Origin of the sequence: Stappia indica, from assembly GCF_020177335.1 — a bacterium.
GTDB classification, from domain to species: domain Bacteria; phylum Pseudomonadota; class Alphaproteobacteria; order Rhizobiales; family Stappiaceae; genus Stappia; species Stappia indica_B.
This window is the reverse complement of record NZ_JAIVMG010000003.1, coordinates 123952-146411: the sequence shown is the minus strand read 5'-3', so window position 1 is coordinate 146411 and position 22460 is coordinate 123952. Positions and strand designations below refer to the sequence as shown.

Genomic DNA, 22460 nt, shown 5'->3' with positions numbered 1-22460 from the left:
CCTAGAAACGCGGGATATCGGGAAAGGGCAACTGCCCCTTGTGCACATGCATCAGGCCCAGTTCGGCGCAGCGATGCAGCACCGGGAACACCTTGCCCGGGTTGAGAAGCTGCTTCGGATCGAAGGCGCATTTCACCCGCTGCTGCTGCTTCAGATCCTCGTCGGTGAACATCTCCGGCATCAGATCGCGCTTTTCGATGCCGACGCCATGTTCGCCGGTGAGCACACCGCCGACCTCCACGCACAGGCGCAGGATGTCCGCGCCAAAGGCTTCGGCCGCCGCCAGTTCGCCCGGCTTGTTCGCGTCATAGAGAATGAGCGGATGCAGGTTGCCATCGCCGGCATGGAACACATTGGCGCAGCGCAGCCCGTGCTTCTCGCCCAGCTCGCGCATGCGCGTCAGCACCTGAGGCAGGGCCTTGCGCGGAATGGTGCCGTCCATGCACAGATAATCGGGCGAGATCCGCCCCACCGCCGGAAAGGCCGCCTTGCGCCCCGCCCAGAAACGCAAGCGCTCCTCCTCGCTGGTGGAGACCCGCACCGAGCCGGCGTTGTTGCGCCGGGCGATCGCCTCCACCGCCGCCAGCAGGTGATCCACCTCCGCCTCCGGCCCGTCGAGCTCGACGATCAGCAGGGCTCCGGCCTCGCGCGGATAGCCGGCATGGACGAAATCCTCGGCGGCATTGATCGCCAGTTCGTCCATCATCTCCATGCCGCCGGGAATGATGCCGGCGGCGATGATGTCGGCGACGCATTGCCCGCCTTCCTCGCTGGAGGGAAAGCCGATCAGCGCCGCGCGGGCGGTCTCCGGCTTCTGCAGGATGCGCACGGTGACCTCGGTGACGACACCGAGCAGCCCCTCCGACCCGGTCGCCAGCGCGAGAAGGTCATAGCCCTCGCTGTCCAGATGCTTGCCGCCCAGACGGATCACCTCGCCGGTGACCAGCACCATTTCCAGGCCAAGCACGTTGTTGGTGGTCAACCCGTATTTGAGGCTGTGCACGCCGCCGGAGTTTTCCGCGATATTGCCGCCAATGGAACAGGCGATCTGCGAGGACGGGTCCGGCGCGTAGTAGAAGCCGCGCCCCTCGACCGCCCGGGTGATACCGAGGTTGGTGACGCCGGGCTGGACCACCGCCGCCCGGTTGGCCCAGTCGATGTCGAGCACCCGGTTGAACTTCATCATCGACAACAAGACACCATCGCCGACCGGCAGCGCCCCGCCGGAGAGCGAGGTGCCGGCGCCGCGCGGCACCAGCTTGACGCCATGGTCATGGCAATAGCGCATCACCGCCGCCACCTGCTCCACCGTTTCCGGCAGAACGACCACAAGCGGCAACTGGCGATAGGCGGTCAGCGCGTCGGTCTCATAGGCGCGCATTTCCACATCCGCGTCGACCACCCCTTCCCCCGGAACGATCGCCCGCATCGCCCGGACGATCTCCGCCCGGCGGGCGATCACATCCGCATCCGGGCGGGGCATGGCAATTCCGGTCATCGTATCCTCCTTGGCGCTTCATCGCCCCGCATCCCGCCCTTTCCGGGTGAACGCCGGGCCGGTTCGTTGCGTCCCTGCCGCAACTGTGACAGACCTTGGGCACCTCGCCTATTGGCCAGAAATGATAAAAACAAATTCCGGTGCGTTGAAATTGAACAGCTTCCCCGACATGGAAATCTTCGCAAGGGTCGTCGCCGCCGGCAGCATGTCCGCCGCCGCCCGGGAGCTCGGCCTGTCGCCGGCGGTCGTCTCCAAAAGGCTCCGGCGGCTGGAGGACCGGCTCGGCACCCGGCTCCTGCAACGCACCACCCGCCAGTTGGCGCTGACGGAAGCCGGGCAAGGATACCACGCCCGGGTGGTAGCGATCCTCGCCTCGATCGAGGAGGCGGAGGATTTCGTCACCCGACGCTCGGACAGGGCCCGGGGCACGCTGAAGGTCAGCGCGCCGACCTCCTTCGGACGGATGCACATCGCCCCGCATCTCGCCCGTTTCCTCAAGGACAATCCGGACCTGTCGTTCAGCCTCGACCTGAGCGACGAGCTGATCGACATTGTCGGCGAGGGCTACGACCTGGCAATCCGCATCGCCGAGCTGGAGGACAGCAGCCTGGTCGCCCGGCGCCTTGCCCCGGTGCACCGGGTGCTGTGCGCGGCGCCGGCCTATCTGGAGCGCGCCGGCACGCCGGCCTCGATCGCAGAGCTGCAGGAGCGCCATGTCTGCATCTCCACCCGGCAGCAGGAGATCTGGCGCCTCGACGGGCCGCGGGGCCTTGAGCTGGTCCGCACGGGCGGGCCGATCCGCACCAACTCCAGCGAGGTGGTGCGCGAGGCGCTGCTGGCGGGGCTCGGCATCGCCCTGCGCTCCACCTGGGATGTGGGCCCGGAACTGCGCGAAGGACGGCTGCGGGTGGTTCTGCCGCAGTTCCGCGCCTCCAAGAACGTCGGTCTTTACGCGGTCTATCCCACGCGCCGCTTCCTGCCGGCCAAGGTACGGCTCTTCATCGACTTCCTCGCGGGGCTCTATGGTCCGGAACCCTATTGGGACCAGGGGCTTGCGAATTGGTCCCGATAGGGCCGTTTTCCGCCTGCCGAGTGACCGAGGGGAAGAAAACGTGGAGCAGAATGCGACAAAATGCCCGGACGGGGTGACGTGAACCGTCAACGTGCTAGTGTCCAGAAGTCTTGCTCGCGGCCTGTCGCAGCCAGACTGCCGCGTTTTTACAATCGAAAGTCTCGGGAGAGATACAAATGAAACGTCTGATGTTGCTCGCCGGCGCCGCCGTCCTTGCCATGACCGCGAGCGCGCTCGCCGACGGCGACCTGGAAAAGGGCAAGAAGGTCTTCCGCAAGTGCGCCGCCTGCCACGCGGTTGGCGAAAATGCGAAGAACAAGGTCGGCCCGGCGCTGAACGGCGTTGTCGACCGCGCCTGGGGCGAAGTCGCCGACTACAAGTATTCCAAGCCGCTGCTGGCCGGCAAGGAAGAGGGCAAGGTCTGGGACGCGGCCACGCTCGACGCCTACCTGACCAAGCCGAAGGACGTGATCCCCAAGGGCAAGATGGCCTTCGCCGGCCTGAAGAAGGAAGACGACCGCGCCAACGTGATCGCCTATCTGGCGCAGTTCAATGCGGACGGCTCCGCCAAGTGACGCTTCCCGCCGGCGACGGCGGAGTGCGGGGCCGGACACCAGTCCGGCCCTTTTTTGTGACTGCGGCCCCGCGTGTTTTTGACGGCCCTCGCTTCCCTGGCGAAGGAACGCCACCGGCAGCAGGTGGCCACCCGGTCGGTCGCGACCGTTTTCCGATCCCGCCGCGATCAGTCGGCGACGACGATGATGTGCAGCGCGCGCGGACCATGCGCGCCGAGCAGCAAGGTCTGCTCGATATCGGCCGAACGCGACGGGCCGGTGATCATGTTGACGGTGCGCGGCATCACGCCCTTGCCGTGAATCTGGCGCAGCCGGTCCCAGATACTCTCGTAATCGCCAACCAGATCGCTTTCCCGCACGACGGCAATATGGTGTTCTGGCAGGAAGTTCAGCGTCGTCGGATTGTCGGTACCGGCGGTCAGCACCAGGGTTCCCGTTTCCGCAACCCCGCCCAGCGCATGGGAGACGGTCGCCAGATCGCTGCCCTCGGCGCGGCCGCTGGCGACTTCCAGATGCGGCTGGCCCGCCCAGGGCATGGCGGCAAGCCGGGCATCGGCGCCCATGCGCACCCGGGCCGGCAGGTTGTGCGTCTTCAGATAGGCGCAGACTTCTCCCGGCACGGCTGCGGCCGAGGCAACGCGAGCAACGCTGGCCTGAACCGCCTCCGCCATCTTGCAGAACAGCTCCGTGCGGGCGGCTGGGTCGAGCTGGCCGCGTGCGGGAATGACCCCGCGCGGGGCGCGCTGCAGCCGGTCGGCAACCGCCGCGCGCCGCGCCGTATCCTCGGCCCTTTGCCCCAGAGAGGCGCGCATCCTTGCCAGAATTGCGGTGCGGGCATCGCTCATGCGGATTTCCTTTGCTTGGCCCATTGGGCCTGAAACGTCGGTCCTTGCGGCGCGGGCAGGTCACGGAAACGGGTCCAGCCGCCGGCGAAGGGCAGCGAGGCGAAGCGCCCCGAGCGCCGCCCGAGCCGCGACAGGGTGCCGATGGCAAGGCGCATGGCCGCATGATAGACCGCCGGCCGCTTGGCGAAGAAGGCCCACAGGCCAAGCCCGTAGCGGGCGGCGGCCGGGTTGAGATTGCGCGAGAACTCCCGCTCGCGCCAATGGCGCATCATCTTCGGCAGCGGAATGCGCATCGGGCAGACGCTTTCGCAGCGGCCGCAGAAGGTGGAGGCGTTGGGCAGGTGCCCGGCCTGATCGACGCCGATCAGCGAAGGGGTGAGAACCGCGCCCATCGGGCCGGGATAGACCCAGCCATAGGCATGGCCGCCGACCGCGTGATAGACCGGGCAATGGTTCATACAGGCGCCGCAGCGGATGCAGCGCAACATCTCCTGGAACTCGCTGCCGAGCATGGCCGAGCGGCCGTTGTCGAGCAGCACCACATGATAATCCTCCGGCCCGTCCGGGTCCTCCGGGCGCTTGGGGCCGGTCGATAAGGTGGTGTAGACTGACATATCCTGACCGGTGGCGGAGCGGGCGAGCACCCGCATGATCTGCGACATGTCCTCCAGCGTCGGCACGACCTTTTCCACCGAGGCAACGACGATATGCGTCTTCGGCAGGATCTGCGTCAGATCGCCATTGCCCTCATTGGTGACGATGATCGAGCTGCCGGTTTCGGCAACGAGGAAATTGGCGCCGGTGATACCGATATCGGCCTGGAAATACTTGTCGCGCAGCACCGCGCGGGCTTCGCTGAGCAGGGTGGTCGGCTCTTCGAGGTTCCGCGCCGGATCGAGATGGGTGTGCACCCGGCGGAAGTCCTCCTCCACCTGATCCTTGTTCACATGAACCGCCGGGGCGATGATGTGGCTGGGGTGTTCGCCGCGCAGCTGGATGATGTACTCACCCAGATCCGTTTCCACCGGCGTGACCGCATGCTCCTCCAGAAAGGCGTTGAGGCCGATTTCCTCGGTGATCATGGATTTGCCCTTGGTCACCGTGCGGGCCTTTTTCGCCTCGCAGATGCCGAGGATGATCCGCCGCGCGTCCTCGGCGCTCTGGGCCCAATGGACATGGCCGCCCGATGCCTCGACCTTGTCCGCATAGGCCTCAAGGTAGAGGTCGAGATGGGCCAGGACATGGTCCTTGATGTCACGCGCTGCGTCGCGCAGCTGTTCGAATTCCGGCAGCGCCGCCGCTGCCTTGGCCCGCTTGCCGATGAAGCCGGAGCGCACGTTGCCAAGCGCGCGTTGCAGCGCGTCGTCGTCAAGAGCGGCCCGGGCATTGTCCTTGAAGGCCGGCGAGGTGATGTGCATCTGTGTCAGTCTCCCTGCGGCAGGTCGAAGCCGCTGGCGCCGCCGGTGTCCCGGCCGCACGCCCTCCTTACCCGCGCTTCTTTTCGCCGATGGCCGGCTGCTCGGTCATGCCGGCCAGCACTTCCGCCACGTGCCGCACCTCAATGCGCGAGCCCTCCCGCTTCAGCTTGCCGGCCATGTTCATCAAGCAACCGAGATCGCCGGCGAGCAACAGCTCCGCGCCGCTCTCCTCGATGCAGCGGGTCTTCTCGCTGACGATCTTGTTGGAGATGTCCGGATACTTGACGCAGAACGTGCCGCCAAAGCCGCAGCAGACGTCGCTGTCCTGCATTTCCTTAAGTTCCAGCCCCTCGACCGATTGCAGCAGCTTGCGCGGCTGACGCTCGATGCCCAGCTCGCGCAGGCCCGAACAGCTGTCGTGATAGGTGGCGGTGCCCGAAAACGCCGCCTCCACCCGGTCGAGGCCAAGCACATCGGTCAGGAAACTGACCAGTTCGAACACCTTGGCGGAGAAGAGATTGGCGCGCTCCATCGCCGCGGGATCGCCGTCGAACAGCTCCACATAGTGCTTTTTGAGCATGCTCGCACAGGAGCCGGAGGGGGCGACCACATAGTCATACCCCTCGAAGGCACGGATCACCGCCCCGGCGATATCGCGGGCATCGGCCCGGTCGCCGGAGTTGAAGGCGGGCTGTCCGCAGCAGGTCTGCGCCGCCGGCACCTCGACGGTGCAGCCGGCATCCTCCATCAGCTTGACCGCGGCGAAACCGACGCTCGGCCGGAACAGGTCGACGAGACAGGTGACGAACAATCCGACACGCGGCGATGGGGCGGCCGGGGGCGGTGTCTGGGCCGGGGCGGCGTCTGCACTCATGAACTGGTGTTTCCCTCTGTCGTCTTGCGCGGCGCGCGCCGCTTCTTGCCGTCAACCATCTCGCTGTCGAGCCGCTGTTGCAGGCGCAGGGTCGAGACCGCGTTCCAGGAGCTGGTCTTTTCCGTTTCATGCATCACTTGCGCGACATAGTCGATATGCGCTGCAGCAGCCATTACGGCGGCCTGGGCATCCGCATTCATCACAGCGTCGTGGATCGCCTGGTGCTGAAGCAACAGTTTATCGCGCGACTCGGGGTAACGGTAGAGCTGTCCCCGATGGTAGAAAACCCCATCCGCCAGAAGTCGGTAGCAGGATCGCAGCGTGTGCAGCAAGACGATGTTGTGCGCGCTCTCGCCGATGGCCAGATGAAACTCCACATCGAGAGCGGCCTCCTGCTCGAAATCCTCCCGCTCATGGGCGGCTTCCATCGCCCGGAACAGCCGGGTGATGATCTCACGGTCGGCCGGGGTCGCCCTGAGGGCGGCGAGGCGTGCGGCCATGCACTCGATTTCCCGGCGGTATTCCAGATAGTCGACGATCGCCGGCGGATGCCGACGGATCAGATTGACCACGGGCTCGGAAAAGACCGTGCCGATCAGGTCCGCGACGAAGGTGCCCCCGCCGTGCCGGGTCACGATCAGCTCGCGCTCCTCCAGGATCTTGATCGCCTCGCGCAGGATCGGCCGGGAGACATCGACCTTCTTGGCCAGCTCCCGTTCGGCAGGTAGCCGGTCTCCCGAGCGCAAGACACCCTGCAGGATCAACTTCTCGATCTGATCGACAACATAATTCGCCGTGCGGTTGTGGTCGATTTTCTTGAATACCATCAGTATACCCGGCCAACTTTCGAATATGCTTGATTATTCACTTAAACCCCAAGAGAAACTCAACCATTCCCCTGCGTATGATCAAACTAATACCTGTTGCGTTCAGTGGTCAATATTGTTATCCAGTTAGGGCAGGTTGTTGCGCCGGTTGGGAGGCCGGAGCCACGGGGTTCGTTTTTTTCCGCGGATGCTGGCGGCACGCACCACAACCCTGCTTGCGCGAATGCGGGGGCCACGACACCCGCAAGCCGAAGCGGCGCCTGGGGTGATGAAGAGGCGGCGCAACCTTTGGGAGGACAGGTGCAGTGAAGAAAATCATTTCGGCAGTTGCCGTCACGGCGTCGCTTGCGATTGGCGCGGGCGGCCCGGCCTCGGCCCTCGATCAGGTCGATTGGGACATGGCCTCGACCTATCCCGGCTCGCTGACGCAGTTGGGAACCCTCGGCAAGGTTCTGTCCGAGCGACTCAACGCGGTGTCCGGCGGCACCATCAATCTGAAATTCCAGGAACCGGGCGCCATCGTGCCGGCGCTGGAGGTGTTCGACGCGGTGTCTTCAGGCGCGGTGCAGGCGGCCTGGTCGACGCCCGGCTACTGGACCGGCAAGGATTCCTCGCTGTCCCTGTTCGCGGCGGTACCGTTCGGTCCGCGCGCCTCCGAGTATCTCGCCTGGATGAAATTCGGCGGCGGACAGGAGCTGATGGACGAGGTCTATGGGGCCTATGGCATCAAGTCGCTTGCCTGCGCGGTCATCGCCCCGGAGGCGTCCGGCTGGTTCCGCAAGGAAATCAATTCAGTGGACGATCTCAAGGGCCTGAAGATGCGCTTCTTCGGCCTCGGCGCCAAGGTGATGCAGAAGCTCGGGGTGTCCACGCAGCTTCTTGCCGGCGGCGACATCTTCCCCGCGCTTGAGCTGGGCACCATCGACGCCACCGAGTTTTCCATGCCGGCGATCGATCAGAAGCTCGGCTTCTACCAGGTGGCCAAGCACTATTACTTCCCCGGCTGGCACCAGCAGTCGACCATCTTCGAGTTGATGCTGAACAAGGACGAGTGGGACGCGCTCGACGACCAGACCAAGGCGGTGTTCGAGACCGTCTGCGATGCCAACATCACCTATGGCATTGCCGAGGGCGAGGCGATCCAGCCGGCGGCGCTGGCCGAGCTGCAAGCCCAGGGCGTGACCATCCACCAATGGAGCCCGGAGATCCTCGAAGCGCTGCAGGCGGCCTGGCTTGAGGTGGTGGAAGAAGAGAAGGCGGCCAACCCCAACTTCGTCAAGGTCTGGGAGTCGCTAAGCGCCTTCCGCGAGCAATACAAGACCTGGTCGAACCTCGGCTACCTCAAGTAATCTGCAGTTTTCCGAAAGGCTCCGCGCGGCCCCGGCGGCCGCGCGGATAATGCGACACCTGGATCGCCTGCGCCGGTCGGTGCACGGAGATCGGCACGCGGGGGACCCTTCCGTTGGTGGCAACGCTGCTTTGTCTTGCCGGTATCGCCCTGGCGATCCTGGCTGTCTTCGAACCCGGCATTCCCGGCTATGTCTTGTGCCTTGCCGGCTTCGTGCTCTGTACCATCGGCGGGCTGGCGCGCGCCAGGCTGTCGCTGGCGCTGGCCGGTCTCGTGTTCATCGCCTTTCTCTTCGCGGTCATTCCCGACGGTTTCGCCGCGCTGATCAAGGCGGCGGGCGCCAATCCGAAGCGCTTCTTCAAGCTCTATGACGGCATCTCGGGGCTGACGGCGGCGCTCCTGATCGTGCTGCTGATGGTGGCCATGCTGCGCCGGCACGCACCGCGCGGGTTTGAGGAAATGATTGGCGCCTCGACCGACATCGACCGGATCGTGGTTGGCGTCGGCAAGCTGGCCTCCTGGCTGTTCATCCCGACCATGATCGTGATCTTCTACGATGTCAGCCAGCGCAAGCTGCTCGATTTCGACAACACGATCATCGACTCCGCCTTCTATTTCGATTCCACCAAGCTGCAGGAACTGGAATGGCATCTGCATTCGCTGCTGTTCCTGATGTGTCTGGGGTTCGCCTATCGCTACGACGCCCATGTGCGGATCGAGTTGGTGCGCGACAGGCTGCGGGCGCGCTCGCGGGTGTGGCTGGAACTTCTGGGCATCGTCCTGTTCCTGCTGACCTACTGCTACCTGATCATCGCCTTCGGCTGGACCTTCGCGGAACGCTCCTACCGGATCGGCGAGGTCTCCGCCGCCCAGACCGGCCTCAGCCACCGCTGGATCATCAAGGCGGCCATGCCTGTCGGCTTCGCGTTTCTCTTCGCTGCCGGCGTGTCCGCAGCCTTCAAATGCATCGTCTACCTGTTCGGGCCGACGTATCTGCGCGATCAGGTGAACCAATATGCCGGCACCCATCACGCGGATCTGCCCGAGGATGTGGCCGTCAATGGTCCGATAGCGGATTGATCGGGGAATTCAGCCAATGACATTTGTCGAACTTCTGCCGATCTTCATGTTCGTGGCGCTGGGGCTGCTGCTGTTCTCCGGCTTTCCGGTGGCCTTCATCCTCGGCGGCGTCGGGCTCGGCTTTGCGTTTCTGGCGCAGGAACTGGGTACCTTCAACGTTTCGCGCCTCGTCATCATTCCCAACCGCATCTTCGGCGGCACCATGGAAAACCCGGTGCTGGTGGCGATCCCGATGTTCATCTTCATGGGCACCATGCTGGAAAAATCCGGTGTGGCGAAAGATCTGCTGCATTGCCTCCAGGTGCTGACCCGGCGCGTTCCCGGCGGGCTGGCCCTGTCGGTGACGCTGATGGGCACCATCATGGCGGCGACCACCGGGATCATCGGCGCCTCGGTGGTGATGATGACCCTCTTGGCCCTGCCGGTGATGCTGGAGCGCAACTACAATCTGCCGCTGGCCACCGGCACCATCGCCTCCTCCGGAACCCTCGGCATCCTGATCCCGCCATCGATCATGCTGGTGATCATGTCGGACCTTCTGTCGATCCCGGTCGGCACGGTGTTTGTCGCCGCGATCATGCCGGGGCTGCTGCTGGCGGCGCTTTACGCGGTCTATATCCTGATCCTGTGCCGACTGAAGCCCGGGCTCGCGCCGCCGCTGCCCGCTGAGATCGGGCCGACCAGCCGGTCCGAATTCTGGCTGATGATCCTGAAGAGCTTCGTGCCGCCGGTGTTCCTGATCTCGCTCGTGCTCGGCTCGATCTTCGCCGGCATCGCCACGCCGACCGAGGCGGCGGGTGTGGGCGCTGTCGGCGCGACCTTGCTGGCGATCCTCAACCGCAAACTCGGCTTTTCCGTGCTGCAGGACGTGTGTCACCGCTCGGCGCTGACCACGGCCATGCTGTTCGGCATTTTTCTCGGCGCCACCTGCTTCTCGCTGGTGTTCCGCTGGCTTGGCGGCGAAACTCTGATCGATGAGTTCATCGCCTGGGCCGGCGTCGGTCCCTGGGGCATCCTGTTCGTGCTGATGGGAATGGTGTTCTTCCTCGGCTTCTTCTTCGACTGGGTCGAGATCACCCTGATCGTCCTGCCGGTGTTCGGGCCGATTGTCGGGCGGTTGGATTTCGGGACGCATCTCGCCGGTTTCGAGGGCGTTGGCGAAGTCTCGCTGATCTGGTTCACGATCCTGGTGTCGACCAACCTGCAAACCTCCTTCCTGACGCCGCCCTTCGGCTTCGCCCTGTTCTACATGAAGGGTGTGGCGCCGCCGGAGGTCACGATCCAGCACATCTACAAGGGCATCATCCCCTTCGTGCTGCTGCAGCTCATCGGTCTTGCCCTTTGCATGCTGTTTCCGGGCATCGTTTTGTGGCTTCCGGACCTCCTCCTGTGATCAGATAGGCGGCTCCGCGAATGCGGAGCCAGTGTTGCGGTCAATGAGGAGCCTTGCGGGCACGATGCCAGAGACGCAATTTCACGCCGCGCCGCATGTCGGCCTGCCCAGTTACACCCCACACCCGGCGCGCAGCTTCGCGCTCGGCGAGGTGCATGCCCGTCCCTTTCGCGCAGTGTCCAGCCCGCGTGTGTTCCTGCGCTACGGCTTCGTCGTCGACGAAGAGGCGGTCGTGGCCGACAATGCCTGGTTCCGCGACTATTGCCAGTCGATCGGAGCGCAAGGGCCGGATGAGGCGGTGCGCCATCATCTGGTCAGGGTCGGCGACACTGGCCTGCGGCGGGAGCTGCATGGCGAGTTCGTCACCTACACCTGGGACGGACCGTTGCCGGCCTCGGCGGATATCGAAGGGGCGCCTGCGAGCCATCCATTCGGCGCCGGCTTCCGCCCGCCCGGACCGCTGCTCGTCGCCATGCGCCTCGATCTGGTCAAGGCGGATGCGGAAGCCTTTTCCCGGCGGCTGGAACGGTTCGACCATGCCAGCCTGGCGGTCTCGGAGGTGGAGGAGGGCGCGGCGATCATCGCCAGCGATTTCCGTCAGGACGGCGATGGACTGACCCGCATGATCATCGGCGACCGGTCGCTCAGTGACGTGCAGGCCGGCGTCCTGACCCAGCGCCTTCTTGAGCTTGAGACCTACCGCACCTTCGCCATGCTGGGGCTGACGGAGGCCAATCGGCAGGCCCCTCTGGTGCTGGCGATCGAACAGGGGCTGCTTGGCATTGCCGACCGGATGCGCGCCATCGACGGGCTCGATGCCAACCGGACGCTGCTCGATGAGCTGACCCGGCTGGCCGCCGATCTGGAGGCGGGAGCGGCCGCCAGCGCCTACCGGTTCGGTGCCAGTCGGGCCTATTACATGATCGTGCGCCAGCGGCTGGAATCGATTGATGAACGGCAGCGCGGCGGCTCCTTCACCTTCAGCGAGTTCCTGACCCGGCGGATGGCGCCGGCCATGCGCACCTGCGAAACGCTGGAGGAGCGCCAGGCCAACCTGTCGCGCAAGCTGGCCCGCGCGGCGACCTTGCTGCGCACCCGTGTCGATGTGCAGTTGCAGGAACAGAATCGCGGACAGCTTGAGGCAATGAACCGCCGGGCGCGGCTGCAACTGCGGCTGCAGCAGACGGTGGAAGGGCTGTCGGTCGCGGCGGTCAGCTACTATGTGGTCGGGCTGATGGCCTATCTGACCAAGGCGCTGACGAAGAGCCGGTTCGGCGCGCTATTGCCCGCCCCGGAGGTCATGACCGGGCTGGCCGTGCCGGTGGTGCTCCTGGTGATCTTTCTGATGGTGCGCCGGATCCGCAAGAGCCACGGCGACACCGAGGGTCACCCCTGAGCGGCAAGCCTCAAGACGGTCGGGCTGGGGCCTGCCGATGCCGCCGGTGGCAGTGCCGGCGACATTTCCGATCACGCCGCCGCTCTTCACGTGTTTCCGCCCCCGCTGCTGCGCGCCGCATCGCTGCGCCGCAGCCGCGCTTCCAGCGCCCGCACCAGCAGGGACAGGGACACGGTCATGACCAGATAGAGATAGGCCACAACATTGTAGGTCTCGAAGAACTGGAAGGTGGAGGCGGAATAGACTTTGCCGAGTTGGGTGATGTCCTGCACGCCGAGTACGGAGACCAGCGCCGAATCCTTCACCATCGCCACGAAATCATTGCCGAGCGGCGGCAGGATGTTGCGCAGCGCCTGCGGCAGCACCACAAGGCGGAAGGTCTGGAAGCGCGACAGGCCGAGCGCCCGCGCCGCCTCGCTCTGGCCGGAGGAAATCGACTGGATTCCGGCGCGGAACACCTCGGCGATAAAGGCCGAATAGGAAATCATCAGCGCGACGATCGCCCGCCAGGTGAAGTCGAAATCGCGTACGTTCATCTTGCCGGCGATGCCGGCATCGATCAGCGGCGACAGCGCCCAGTTCCATAAGCCCACCAGCTGCGGCGCGCCGACGAAGGCGATGTAGAACAGCAGCACCAGCACCGGGATGCCGCGCACGATCTCCACGTAGAAGGTGGAGACCTCACGCACCAGCCGGCGCCGGGAGTTACGCCCGAGCGCCACCAGCAGGCCGAGCGCACTCGCCAGCGCGAAGCCGACGAAGGTGACCCAAAGCGTGGTGGCGATGCCACGGGACAGGGCGGAGAAGATCGACCGGTAATCGCCGTCGACGGCGATCACCCAGGCAAACCCGACCGCGAGCAGCACCGCCACCAGCAGCCAGTAGGGAAACTCCCGGCCCGGCTTGCGGCGACGGCGGGCGGGGGCCGCCCCGGTATCAGCGGTTGTAGTCAAAGAACCACTTCTTGTTCAGCTTTTCCAGGGTGCCATCGGCCCGCATGGCGGCCAGGGCGGCATTGACCGGCTCGACGAGATCCGAGCCCGGGGTGAAGATGAAGCCGAATTCCTCTGTGCCCAGCGGCTCGTCGAGCGCCTTGAACGATCCGGGCGAGGCACCGATGTAGCCACGCACCGAGGTCGCATCCATCAGCACCGTGTCGACATCACCGGCCCGCAGCGCCTGGACGCTGGCGCCGAAGGTCTCGAACAGCTTGATGCGCGGGTTCTTCTCATCGCCGTCGAGCACGTTGTAGACCGCCACATAGAAATTCGTCGTGCCGGGCTGGGCACCGATCAGAAGCTCCGGATCGGCGGCGAACTCCTTGGCATTGGCAAAGCGATCCTCGTCGGCCCGGAGCAGCATGAACTGTTCGGAGACCATGTAGGGGTCGGAGAAAGCGACCTGCTGCTTGCGCTCATCGGTGATGGTGATGCCATCCATGCCGACATCGAACTGGCCGTTGCGCACCGCCTCGATCATCGTATCCCAGGACGACAGTTGCCAGTCGACCTTGGCGTTGAGCCGCCGGGCGATCTCGTTGATGGCATCGTATTCCCAGCCGATGCCCTCGCCGGTTGCCGGATCGACGAAGTTGAGCGGCGTGTAGGCGTTCTCGGTCACCGCGACGATCGTTCGTCCGCCGAGATCGGGCAGATCGGCAGCCTGTGCCGGCGCGAGCGCGCCAAAACCGAAGATCGCGAAAAGCGCGGCGACAAATCTCATGGCATTCCCTCTTGCAGATTCCCGCCGCTCCCGGTGCGGCGCGGCTCTCTCGCTCATATCAACCCCGCTCCCGGCTGACCAGTGGAGCCGCGTGATTTCCTCACCCCCTCCCCCCTGGCCGCGTGGCACGCACAGTGAGGCCGATGCCAAGACGACAGGAGGTTGCTACTCTCCGCATATGAGAACGATGTCCGGGAGGCAGCACATGATCACGCGGCGCGGCATTTCGTCTGGCGACCCGGCAACAGGGAGGAGCGGTCATGCCTTTATGTGATCGGCCGCTCTGCAACCGGGTCGCGGCGGATGGCAGCCTGCACGCGGTCCGCGCGCGCGGCACCATGATGGGCAATCGCGGCGGGCGGCTGCACGACCCGGCGACCCGGCGCCTTGGCCCCGCCCGCTGGCGCTCGCGCCGCTGGATCTGCTGCCGGCTCGATTTCGCCGGGCGGCGGCGCGAGGTGATGGGCGCTGGCTACACCGAGCTGTTCTTCCTCGATGAAGTCACCGCCCTTGCCGCCGGTCATCGCCCCTGTTTCGAGTGCCGGCGGGACGACGCCCACGCCTTCGCCGCCGCCTGGGGCGCGGCCCGGGGGCTGGAACGCCCGCCAAGCGCCGACGAGATGGACCGCGCGCTCCATGACCAGCGCCTGTCCGGCCGCGACAAAGGCACGCATCTCGCGCCGGCGGACAGCCTCCCCGATGGCACCGTCTTCCTGCACGGCGGCCAGATCCTCACCTGGCGGACGGGCCGACTGCTTGTCTGGAGCTTTGACGGGTACCGCCTCCTTGCCCCTCATTCCTCCGCAGCGGATATCGGAACGGTCGAGGTGCTGACACCGCCGAGCATTGTTGCTGTGCTGACCGCATCCTACCGGCCCGGCTGGCACTCCTCCGCGGATTGAGCCCCCTGAACGGCCAATCAATCAACCAAATCGATCGATCATCGCAGAATTAAGAATTGGTTCGACAAGGCCGGCTCGGGCAATTTGGCTCTCAGACCTTGTCTCCCGACACTCAGGCACCCGCGACATGACCAGTCTTACAAGGGCAGCCCCTTCCATGGGCAACAAAGAGGGCGTGCGCGAGGATGCGAGCCTGGGGGCCGGCGACCTCGGCCTCTACGGAGGCACCGTCCTCATCTGGGGCTTCTCCTGGTATGCGCAGCGGATGCAGCTCGGCGCCGTTCCGCCGGAGGTTTCGGTCTTCTGGCGTTTCCTCATCGCCGCCTCGATCATGATGGGCTGGGCGCTTGTCGCCCGGGCGCCGCTGCGCTTCCCTTTCCGCACCCACCTGCGCTTCGCCGCGCTTGGGCTTTTCATCTTCTCCACCAACTTCACCCTGTTCTACTATGGCGGGCAGTATGTGCCCTCCGGGCTGTTGTCGGTGGTGTTCTCGCTCACCTCGGTGTTCAACATCGCGCTCGGCTTCCTCATTTTCGGCCAGCGGATCAGCCGGCGGGTGCTGCTCGGCGGCCTGCTCGGCTTTGCCGGCGTGGCGCTGCTGTTCCGACCGCAGATGATGGGCGGGGCTGGTGATTTCGACACCGGCGCGCTGATCGGCCTCGGCTTCTGCCTCGCCGGGACCCTGTCCTTCTGCTTCGGCAACATGATCTCCACCGCCAACCAGCGGGAGGGCATTCCGGTGCTTTCAGCCAATGCCTGGGGCATGGTCTATGGCACCATCCTGCTGGGTGCCTTCGCGGCACTGCGCGGCGCCCCCTTCGCCATCGACTGGAGCCCGGCCTATCTCGGCAGCATGATTTACCTCGCGGTGTTCGCCTCGGTGGTCGCCTTCGCCTGCTATCTCACCTTGCTGGGACGCATCGGCGCGGCCCGCGCCGGCTACGCAACGGTGATGTTCCCGGTGATTGCCCTGCTGGTCTCCACCGTGATGGAGGATTTTCACTGGACCGCGGACACGCTGGCCGGCCTTGGCTGCGTGCTAATGGGCAACCTTCTGGTGCTGCGCAGCGGCAGCGCCCGGCGGCAGGCACAGGTGGGCGACCCGGCGTGACAGGAACGACGGAATGCCCTCAGGCGGCGGCCATGTTCATGGACACATTGCCGATGGCCGCCTGAATATGCGCGCAGAGCGCATCATGCACCGGATCGGTCGCGGTGGCGGCGCGCAGCATGGTGATGTCGCAATGGGGCAGCGCCGGGAAGCCATCGTTCTCACCAAGGATGCGCATCCCCGCCCGCACCGCACTTTCCGGCAGCACGGCAATCGCCAGCCCGGCCTGCACCGCGCTAATCAGCGCCGCCGCGCTGGAGGAGGAATAGGCAACACAGTAGCGCCTGTTCAGCCGGTCGAGCAGCGACACCGCCTGCGCCCGCCAGGAACAGGTGGCCGGCCCCAATGCCAGCCGCACCGGCTCCTCGGTGTGGATACAGCGGTTCGCCGGCGCGACCCAATGCAACTGCTCGCGGCGGATGACGTCGCCCTGGAACCCGACGCAATCGCCGGAGGTGACGATGGCGATATCGAGATCGCCGCGCGCGATCATCTGGCCGGTGAAGATGGATCCCTGGCATTGCACCGCAATCTCGATCGCCGGATTGAGCCGGGCGAAGGCGGCCAGCACCTGCGGCAACAGTCGTTCGGCATAATCGTCCGGCAGGCCAAGCCGGACCATGCCGACCATGGTCGGCTCGGAAAATGCCAGCAGGGTCTCGTCATTGAGCCGGATCATCCGCTGGGCGTATTCGATCAGCCGATGGCCATCTTCGGTCAGGCGGGAATTGCGGCCATCCTTGACGAAGATCGGCCGCTCCAGTCGCTCCTCAAGCCGGCGCATCTGCATGGAGACCGCCGACTGGGTCTTGTGCACCGCCTCCGCCGCCTTGGTGAAACTGCCCAGTTCGGCAATCGCCAGAAAGGTGCGAAGCTGATCGATATCCAGTCCATGGGGCATGACGATCTCCTCTCGGGGTGCAATGATCATCGGCTCGCATCAATACATCACGAAAAGCGATCACAATCCATAGATAACATTCGTTTGTTTGATTGATTGGATCTCGCTACCTTTTCCTCACACAGAAAACAGATCCGCGCGGCCCTCATATCCGGTCCGCCAGGCACACCAGGCTTCCGCCAGACCGGGGGCCGGAAAGGAGACTGCCGTCATGACCCATGCCTGCAATTGCGAACCGATATCCGTAGCCCCGGCCCCCACACGCGGGTGGCTGACGGCTGGCCTCGACCGCGCATTTTCCCTTGTTGCGGCCGCCTGGCGGCGACGCAAACACCGGCGCGAAATCGCCGCCCTGCTGTCGCACGACGACTACATGCTGAAGGACATCGGCCTCTCCCGCACGGATGTGCTCGCGGCAGTGCTGATTCACGATGAGGTCGATCCGGGCACCCGGCTGTCGCTGGTCCGCAGCGAGCGCCAGCGGGCAGAGCGCGCCCGCAAGGGCGTGCGCGGCGCATGACCGGCCAGCGCGCCTGGGAGACCCGGACACCGCCTCCACGAACAACCGCTCAGCGCCGGCGGCTCCCAGACCGGCCCTGACCTGTTGCCCTGTCGGCCCCTCGCCGACGCACCTGCCCGCCTCTCCGGAGGCGGGCATTTTTTTGCGCAACCGCCGCTGCGGTCACCCCTGCTTCTCGGCCTGCTTCTCGGCCAGTTTGTCGAACAGGGCTTCGAAACTGCGCACCTGGCTGTCCTGAATGTCGCGGCCAAGGCCGATCCAGGCATCGAGCAGGCCGGGCTCCTGCGCCTCCTCCGTCTCGCTCTCCGCCGCAGCGGTCGGCGTTTCCGGCTCCGGCTGGCTGGCGGCAGCGGCGCCGGTCGCCGGGAACAGACCGGTGTAGCCATCCCAGAAGGCGCGCATGGCCTCCGCATAAGGCGCCATGGCCTGCAAGGGATTTGGAATCGGCTTCGGCCGTCCGCGCGCATAGCCGGCAAGGAAGGCGTCGAGCAGGTCGCGCGCCGGACCGACCGTGAAGCGCCGCACCATCTGCCCCAGCGCCAATGTCGCCACCACCGGCATCATCGTTTCCACGCCGGGCAGTTCCAGCCCGGTCTGCCCCGCCACATACTGGGCGATGGCCTTTTGCGTATCCGCCGGACCGAAGAACAGCGCCAGCGGCTCGCCGAGAAAGCCCTTGGGATCGGCGCCGGCGGCAAAGCGCGCGGGGCCGGGAAACAGCGCCATCAACCCTTCAAAGCCATCGGGGGAAGAGCCGAACCGGCGCATCCCGGCGATCGCCGCCGGCATCAGGGCTTCGGCGGCGCGCAACATCTCCTTCTCGCCCCAGCCGAACTGGCGCGCGAAGCTCTCGCGCAGGGCCGCCGGATCGAAGGCCTCGAAGGATGGTAAGCTGTCTGGCATGGTGCCTCGCCCGCTGCTGGTTGTGGCACGATCATCGCCGCAGCCGCGCCGGCGGTCAAATGGCAACCGCCGCAGCCGCAATTGCTTTTCCTAATAAGCGTACTCGGCAAAGACCCGGCTGATGTCGCCGTTCCACTCGCCGTGATAGCGGCGCAGCATCACATCGGCGGGGGTTTCGCCGCTGGCAAGGCTTTCTTCCACCGCCGCCAGATGCACCCGCTCGTCCTGACCGCCGTCGTTGAGCCGGGCGCGGCGCTTCAGCCCCTCGCGGGAGAGCGCCAGCATCTCGCGGGCCACATCCAGCACCTGACCGCCCCGGAACGGCGTCTGCAATCCGCCGCGCGGCACCTCGTTGCGTAAGGTCTCCCGCTCCGCCGCCGTCCAGTCGCGGACGAGCTGTTCGGCCTGATCGAGCACGCCCGTATCATAGAGCAGCCCGACCCAGAGCGCCGGCAGCGCGCAGATCCGCCGCCACGGCCCACCGTCGGCGCCGCGCATCTCCAGATATTTCTTCAGCCGCACATCCGGGAACAGCGTCGACAGGTGATTGTTCCAGTCGCCGATGTTCGGCTCCGGATCCGGCACGACGCCGCGCAGCGCGCCGTTCATGAAGGCGCGGAAGGTGGTGCCGGTCACATCGTGATAGGCATCGCCGCGCTTGACGAAATACATCGGTACGTCGAGCGCCCAGTCCACGTAGGATTCGAAGCCGAAGCCCGCGTCGAAGGCGCAAGGCAGCCCGCCGGAGCGGTCATTGTCCGTGTCCTTCCAGATCTCGCCGCGGAAGGAGCGGAAGCCGTTCGGCTGGCCATCGGTGAACGGCGAATTGGCGAAAATCGCGGTTGCCACCGGCTGCAGCGCCAGACCGACCCGCATCTTGCGCCGCATGTCCGCTTCGCTGGAGAAGTCCAGATTCACCTGAATGGTCGAGGTGCGGTACATCATGTCGAGGCCGAGCGTGCCGACCTTGGGCATGTAGCGCGTCATGATCTGGTAGCGCGACTTCGGCATCACCGGGATCTCGTCGCGGCGCCAGGTCGGCGTCATGCCAAGCCCCAGGAAGCCGATGCCGAGCGGCTCGGCCACTTCCCGCACCTGCGCCAAATGGCAGTTGGTCTCGCGGCAGGTCTGATGCAGATTTTCCAGCGGCGCGCCGGACAACTCGAACTGGCCGCCCGGCTCGATCGAGATGGCACCGCCGCCAACCGGATCGGCAAGGCCGATGATCAGGCCGTTGTCCTCGATCCGCTCCCAGCCCAGAAGGCCTTCCATGCCTTCCAGCACCGCCTTGATGCCGCGCTCGCCCTCATAGGGAATGGGCGACAGATCGGCGATGTTGAAGCCGAACTTCTCATGCTCGGTGCCGATCCGGAACTCTTCCGGCGGTTTGCATCCCGCCTCAAGCGTTGCGGCGAGCTCCGACGCTCCCGCGATCGGGGTCGAATCAATGGTATCGCGGGCCATGAACCGTCATCCTTCACATGATCGGCGCGCACCATACTCAGGCGTCCGATGCAAAACAAATGAGAATTTTCGTGATCGCGGCCGGGGTTTCAGCGCCCGGCCCCTTCCTGCCACAAGGCTAGTGCCAATCGCCGATCAGCGCCTGGATCACCGCCAGCGCGGCGACCGCCGCCGTATCCGCCCTGAGCACGCGCGGACCGAGCGGCACGGGCGTGACGAAATCGCTGGCGCGCAGCATCGCCCGCTCCTCTTCCGAGAAGCCGCCTTCCGGCCCGATCAGCACCGCCAGCGGCCCCGGAGCCAAGTTCTTCAAAGCGGGAAGCGGGTTCTGGCTTTCCTCGCCCTCGTCGCAAAACACCAGACGGCGCCCGTCACCAGCCTCCGCCCAGCGCTCCAGCACCCGGGCGAGCGGCTCCGGCTCGCACACCTCCGGCACGGCGATCACGCCGCATTGCTCGCAGGCCTCGATCACATTGGAGCGCATCCGCTCCAGATTGACCCGGGACGACTGGGTGTGGCGCGTGACAACCGGTCGCAGGGTTCCCGCGCCCATCTCCACCGCCTTTTGCACCATGTAGTCGAGCCGGGCGTGCTTGATCGGCGCGAACAGGTAATGCAGATCCGGCACCGGGGTTTGCGGCCGGGTCTGATCCACCGGCACCAGCGAGAGCTGCTTGCGCCCTTCCACCGACAGCGCGGCACGCCACTCACCATCGCGGCCATTGAACACCAGCACCTGATCGCCGTCCTTGAGGCGCAGCACGTTGAGCAGGTAATTGGCCTGCGCCCGATCCGTGGAGACCGGCTCTCCGGCGCGTAGATCGGCGGGCAGGAACAGGCGCTGCATTCGAAACTCGTAACGGGGCATGGGGGTCCCTTGGCGAAAATCCTCTGTCGATACCGGCGGCGGACACCTTGACGGCGCCGCCCCGCTGCGCTCCCCTCGCACTTTGTCCGCGCGCGCGCAAGACGCGCCACCTCAAAGGGATGCATTTGTGGCCGGGAACAGCAACATCGCCGAATACTCGGTGTCGGAAATCTCCGGCGCGATCAAGCGCACGATGGAGGACACCTTCGGCCATGTGCGGGTGCGCGGCGAGCTGGGACGGATTTCCCGCCCCGCCTCCGGTCATATCTATCTCGACCTGAAGGACGCCAATGCGGTGATCGCCGGCGTGGTCTGGCGCGGTCAGGCCAAGCGGCTGAAGATCCAGCCCGAACAGGGGCTTGAGGTGATCGCCACCGGCAAGATCACCACCTTTCCGGGCCAGTCCAAATACCAGCTTGTGATCGACACGCTGGAGCCGGCCGGGGTCGGCGCGCTGATGGCGCTCCTGGAGGAACGGCGCAAGAAGCTTGCCGCCGAAGGCCTGTTCGACACCGCACGCAAGCGGCCGCTGCCGGCCCTGCCCCGGGTGATCGGCGTGGTCACCTCGCCAAGTGGCGCCGTCATCCGCGACATCCTGCACCGGATCTCCGACCGCTTTCCCTTGCATGTGCTGGTCTGGCCGGTGCGGGTGCAGGGCGAAACCTCCGGCCAGGAGGTCGCCAATGGCATCGCCGGCTTCAACCGGCTCACCCCCGGCGGGCCGATCCCGCGCCCGGACCTGATCATCGTCGCCCGGGGCGGCGGCTCGCTGGAAGACCTTTGGAGCTTCAACGATGAGATCGTCGTGCGGGCGGCGGCGGCGTCCGACATTCCGCTGATTTCGGCGGTCGGGCACGAAACCGACTGGACGCTGATCGACCATGCGGCGGATATGCGCGCGCCCACGCCCACGGGCGCGGCGGAATTCGCCGTTCCGGTCCGCTCGGAACTCTTGGCCAGTCTCGACGATCTGTCGCGGCGACAGATCTCCGGCCTGTTGCGGCTGATCGCCAACCGGCGCACGGAGCTGCGCGCCGCAGCTGCCGCCCTGCCCGCCCCGCGCGACCTTCTGGCGCTGCCACGGCAACGGCTCGACAATGGCGGGGAACGGCTGGCGCCGGCGCTGCGGGCCGCCTTGCGCGATCATCGCGGCCGCTATTTCGCCGCCGCCGGGCGCCTGTCGCCGCATGTGCTGCGGCGTACCCTGACCGTGCTCGGCGACCGGCTTGCCCAGCTCGACCGGCAGGCCCGCCGGGCGCTCGCGACCGGCACCGACCACCGCCGTCACGCACTCACCGCCGCTTCCCGGGGGCTGACCCCGGACCGGCTCGCCCGCACGCTCGCCCTGTCGCGGGAGCGGCTCGGCGGCCTTGCCGCCCGGGCCGAACGCGCCCACGGGCAACGGCTGGCCACGGACCGGGCCCGGCTCAACGGCACCGCCAAGCTGCTCGACAGCCTGTCCTACAAGAACGTTCTGGCGCGCGGCTACGCGCTGGTGCGCGATGCGGACGGCCAGCCGGTGCGCTCCGCCAAGACCGTTGCCGCCGGCAGCGCCCTTTCGGTGGAATTCGGCGATGCCAGCCGCCTGGACGTCATGGCCATGTCCGGGGATGGCAAATCCCCGCCGCCGCGCAAGGCCAAGCCCGCCCGGGCAAAGGCATCGGCGAAATCCGCTCCCAAGGGACAAGGCTCGTTGTTTTAGAGGGGAAGGGAAGACGGCCGGAGTACCGCCCACCGTCCTCT

At 66.0% G+C, this 22460-nt stretch carries 21 protein-coding genes; 10 read left to right on the top strand and 11 right to left on the bottom strand.

The window, feature by feature from the left end; all coding sequences use genetic code 11:
• Position 1 precedes the first annotated feature (1 nt).
• Positions 2 to 1498 (bottom strand): FAD-linked oxidase C-terminal domain-containing protein, encoded by a 1497-nt coding sequence (locus LC062_RS05020; protein ID WP_224909944.1) that lies wholly within the window; start codon positions 1496 to 1498, stop codon positions 2 to 4.
• A 169-nt stretch (positions 1499 to 1667) separates the two neighbouring features.
• Between LC062_RS05020 and LC062_RS05015 the strand changes: the two genes are divergently transcribed.
• The gene (locus LC062_RS05015; protein WP_404829684.1) at positions 1668 to 2570 is read left to right on the top strand and encodes a LysR family transcriptional regulator; all 903 of its coding nucleotides are present in this window, start codon (positions 1668 to 1670) and stop codon (positions 2568 to 2570) included.
• Between the two features lie 176 nt (positions 2571 to 2746).
• On the top strand, positions 2747 to 3145 hold the full coding sequence (locus tag LC062_RS05010; protein WP_224909942.1) for a c-type cytochrome: 399 nt from the start codon (positions 2747 to 2749) through the stop codon (positions 3143 to 3145).
• Between the two features lie 167 nt (positions 3146 to 3312).
• On the opposite strand, the gene LC062_RS05005 is transcribed toward LC062_RS05010, so the two are convergent.
• From LC062_RS05005 to LC062_RS04990, 4 genes are all read right to left on the bottom strand, one after another.
• A complete protein-coding gene (locus LC062_RS05005) occupies positions 3313 to 3990 on the bottom strand; it encodes a LutC/YkgG family protein (protein ID WP_224909941.1) in 678 nt (225 codons plus the stop codon).
• A complete protein-coding gene (locus LC062_RS05000) occupies positions 3987 to 5408 on the bottom strand; it encodes a LutB/LldF family L-lactate oxidation iron-sulfur protein (RefSeq protein WP_224909940.1) in 1422 nt (473 codons plus the stop codon). Before LC062_RS05000 ends, LC062_RS05005 begins: the two co-directional genes overlap by 4 nt.
• A 67-nt stretch (positions 5409 to 5475) precedes the next feature.
• Positions 5476 to 6282, bottom strand: coding sequence for a (Fe-S)-binding protein (locus tag LC062_RS04995; protein WP_224909939.1), 807 nt, complete (start codon positions 6280 to 6282; stop codon positions 5476 to 5478).
• Entirely contained in the window at positions 6279 to 7109 is an 831-nt protein-coding gene (locus LC062_RS04990) for an FCD domain-containing protein (RefSeq protein WP_224909938.1), read from the bottom strand. The genes LC062_RS04995 and LC062_RS04990 overlap by 4 nt, the downstream gene beginning before the upstream one ends.
• 305 nt (positions 7110 to 7414) lie before the next feature.
• Between LC062_RS04990 and LC062_RS04985 the strand changes: the two genes are divergently transcribed.
• The 4 genes from LC062_RS04985 to LC062_RS04970 all read left to right on the top strand — a co-directional run bounded on the left by LC062_RS04985 (position 7415) and on the right by LC062_RS04970 (position 12326).
• Positions 7415 to 8458, top strand: coding sequence for a TRAP transporter substrate-binding protein (locus tag LC062_RS04985; RefSeq protein WP_224909937.1), 1044 nt, complete (start codon positions 7415 to 7417; stop codon positions 8456 to 8458).
• A gap of 116 nt (positions 8459 to 8574) precedes the next feature.
• A complete protein-coding gene (locus LC062_RS04980) occupies positions 8575 to 9537 on the top strand; it encodes a TRAP transporter small permease subunit (RefSeq protein WP_224909936.1) in 963 nt (320 codons plus the stop codon).
• Between the two features lie 16 nt (positions 9538 to 9553).
• Entirely contained in the window at positions 9554 to 10930 is a 1377-nt protein-coding gene (locus LC062_RS04975) for a TRAP transporter large permease (RefSeq protein ID WP_224909935.1), read from the top strand.
• A gap of 64 nt (positions 10931 to 10994) precedes the next feature.
• Positions 10995 to 12326 carry a DUF3422 family protein gene (locus tag LC062_RS04970; protein ID WP_224909934.1) on the top strand — a complete coding sequence of 444 codons (1332 nt, stop codon included), beginning with the start codon at positions 10995 to 10997 and terminating at the stop codon, positions 12324 to 12326.
• Between the two features lie 86 nt (positions 12327 to 12412).
• Here LC062_RS04970 and LC062_RS04965 read toward each other — a convergent pair whose 3' ends face one another.
• Entirely contained in the window at positions 12413 to 13279 is an 867-nt protein-coding gene (locus LC062_RS04965; RefSeq protein WP_224909933.1) for an amino acid ABC transporter permease, read from the bottom strand.
• Complete coding sequence (locus LC062_RS04960; protein ID WP_224909932.1) at positions 13263 to 14048, bottom strand: transporter substrate-binding domain-containing protein; 786 nt, start codon at positions 14046 to 14048, stop codon at positions 13263 to 13265. The genes LC062_RS04965 and LC062_RS04960 overlap by 17 nt, the downstream gene beginning before the upstream one ends.
• 260 nt (positions 14049 to 14308) lie before the next feature.
• On the opposite strand from LC062_RS04960, the gene LC062_RS04955 reads away from it, so the two are divergent.
• Positions 14309 to 14950 carry a hypothetical protein gene (locus LC062_RS04955; protein WP_224909931.1) on the top strand — a complete coding sequence of 214 codons (642 nt, stop codon included), beginning with the start codon at positions 14309 to 14311 and terminating at the stop codon, positions 14948 to 14950.
• A 157-nt stretch (positions 14951 to 15107) separates the two neighbouring features.
• The gene (locus LC062_RS04950) at positions 15108 to 16061 is read left to right on the top strand and encodes a DMT family transporter (protein ID WP_224909930.1); all 954 of its coding nucleotides are present in this window, start codon (positions 15108 to 15110) and stop codon (positions 16059 to 16061) included.
• Between the two features lie 19 nt (positions 16062 to 16080).
• Here the strand turns inward: LC062_RS04950 and LC062_RS04945 are convergent, their stop codons facing one another.
• Positions 16081 to 16962, bottom strand: a complete 882-nt coding sequence (locus tag LC062_RS04945) for a LysR substrate-binding domain-containing protein (RefSeq protein ID WP_224909929.1) — start codon at positions 16960 to 16962, stop codon at positions 16081 to 16083.
• 211 nt (positions 16963 to 17173) lie between these two features.
• Between LC062_RS04945 and LC062_RS04940 the strand changes: the two genes are divergently transcribed.
• Complete coding sequence (locus LC062_RS04940) at positions 17174 to 17482, top strand: DUF1127 domain-containing protein (RefSeq protein ID WP_224909928.1); 309 nt, start codon at positions 17174 to 17176, stop codon at positions 17480 to 17482.
• A gap of 162 nt (positions 17483 to 17644) precedes the next feature.
• Here LC062_RS04940 and LC062_RS04935 read toward each other — a convergent pair whose 3' ends face one another.
• From LC062_RS04935 to LC062_RS04925, 3 genes are all read right to left on the bottom strand, one after another.
• A complete protein-coding gene (locus tag LC062_RS04935) occupies positions 17645 to 18385 on the bottom strand; it encodes a DUF937 domain-containing protein (protein WP_224909927.1) in 741 nt (246 codons plus the stop codon).
• 90 nt (positions 18386 to 18475) lie between these two features.
• On the bottom strand, positions 18476 to 19849 hold the full coding sequence (locus LC062_RS04930) for a glutamate--cysteine ligase (protein WP_224909926.1): 1374 nt from the start codon (positions 19847 to 19849) through the stop codon (positions 18476 to 18478).
• A 118-nt stretch (positions 19850 to 19967) separates the two neighbouring features.
• On the bottom strand, positions 19968 to 20717 hold the full coding sequence (locus LC062_RS04925; RefSeq protein WP_224909925.1) for a 16S rRNA (uracil(1498)-N(3))-methyltransferase: 750 nt from the start codon (positions 20715 to 20717) through the stop codon (positions 19968 to 19970).
• Between the two features lie 127 nt (positions 20718 to 20844).
• Here LC062_RS04925 and xseA point away from each other — a divergent pair, with 127 nt between their 5' ends.
• Positions 20845 to 22419 carry an exodeoxyribonuclease VII large subunit gene (gene xseA, locus LC062_RS04920; RefSeq protein WP_224909924.1) on the top strand — a complete coding sequence of 525 codons (1575 nt, stop codon included), beginning with the start codon at positions 20845 to 20847 and terminating at the stop codon, positions 22417 to 22419.
• Positions 22420 to 22460 lie beyond the last annotated feature (41 nt).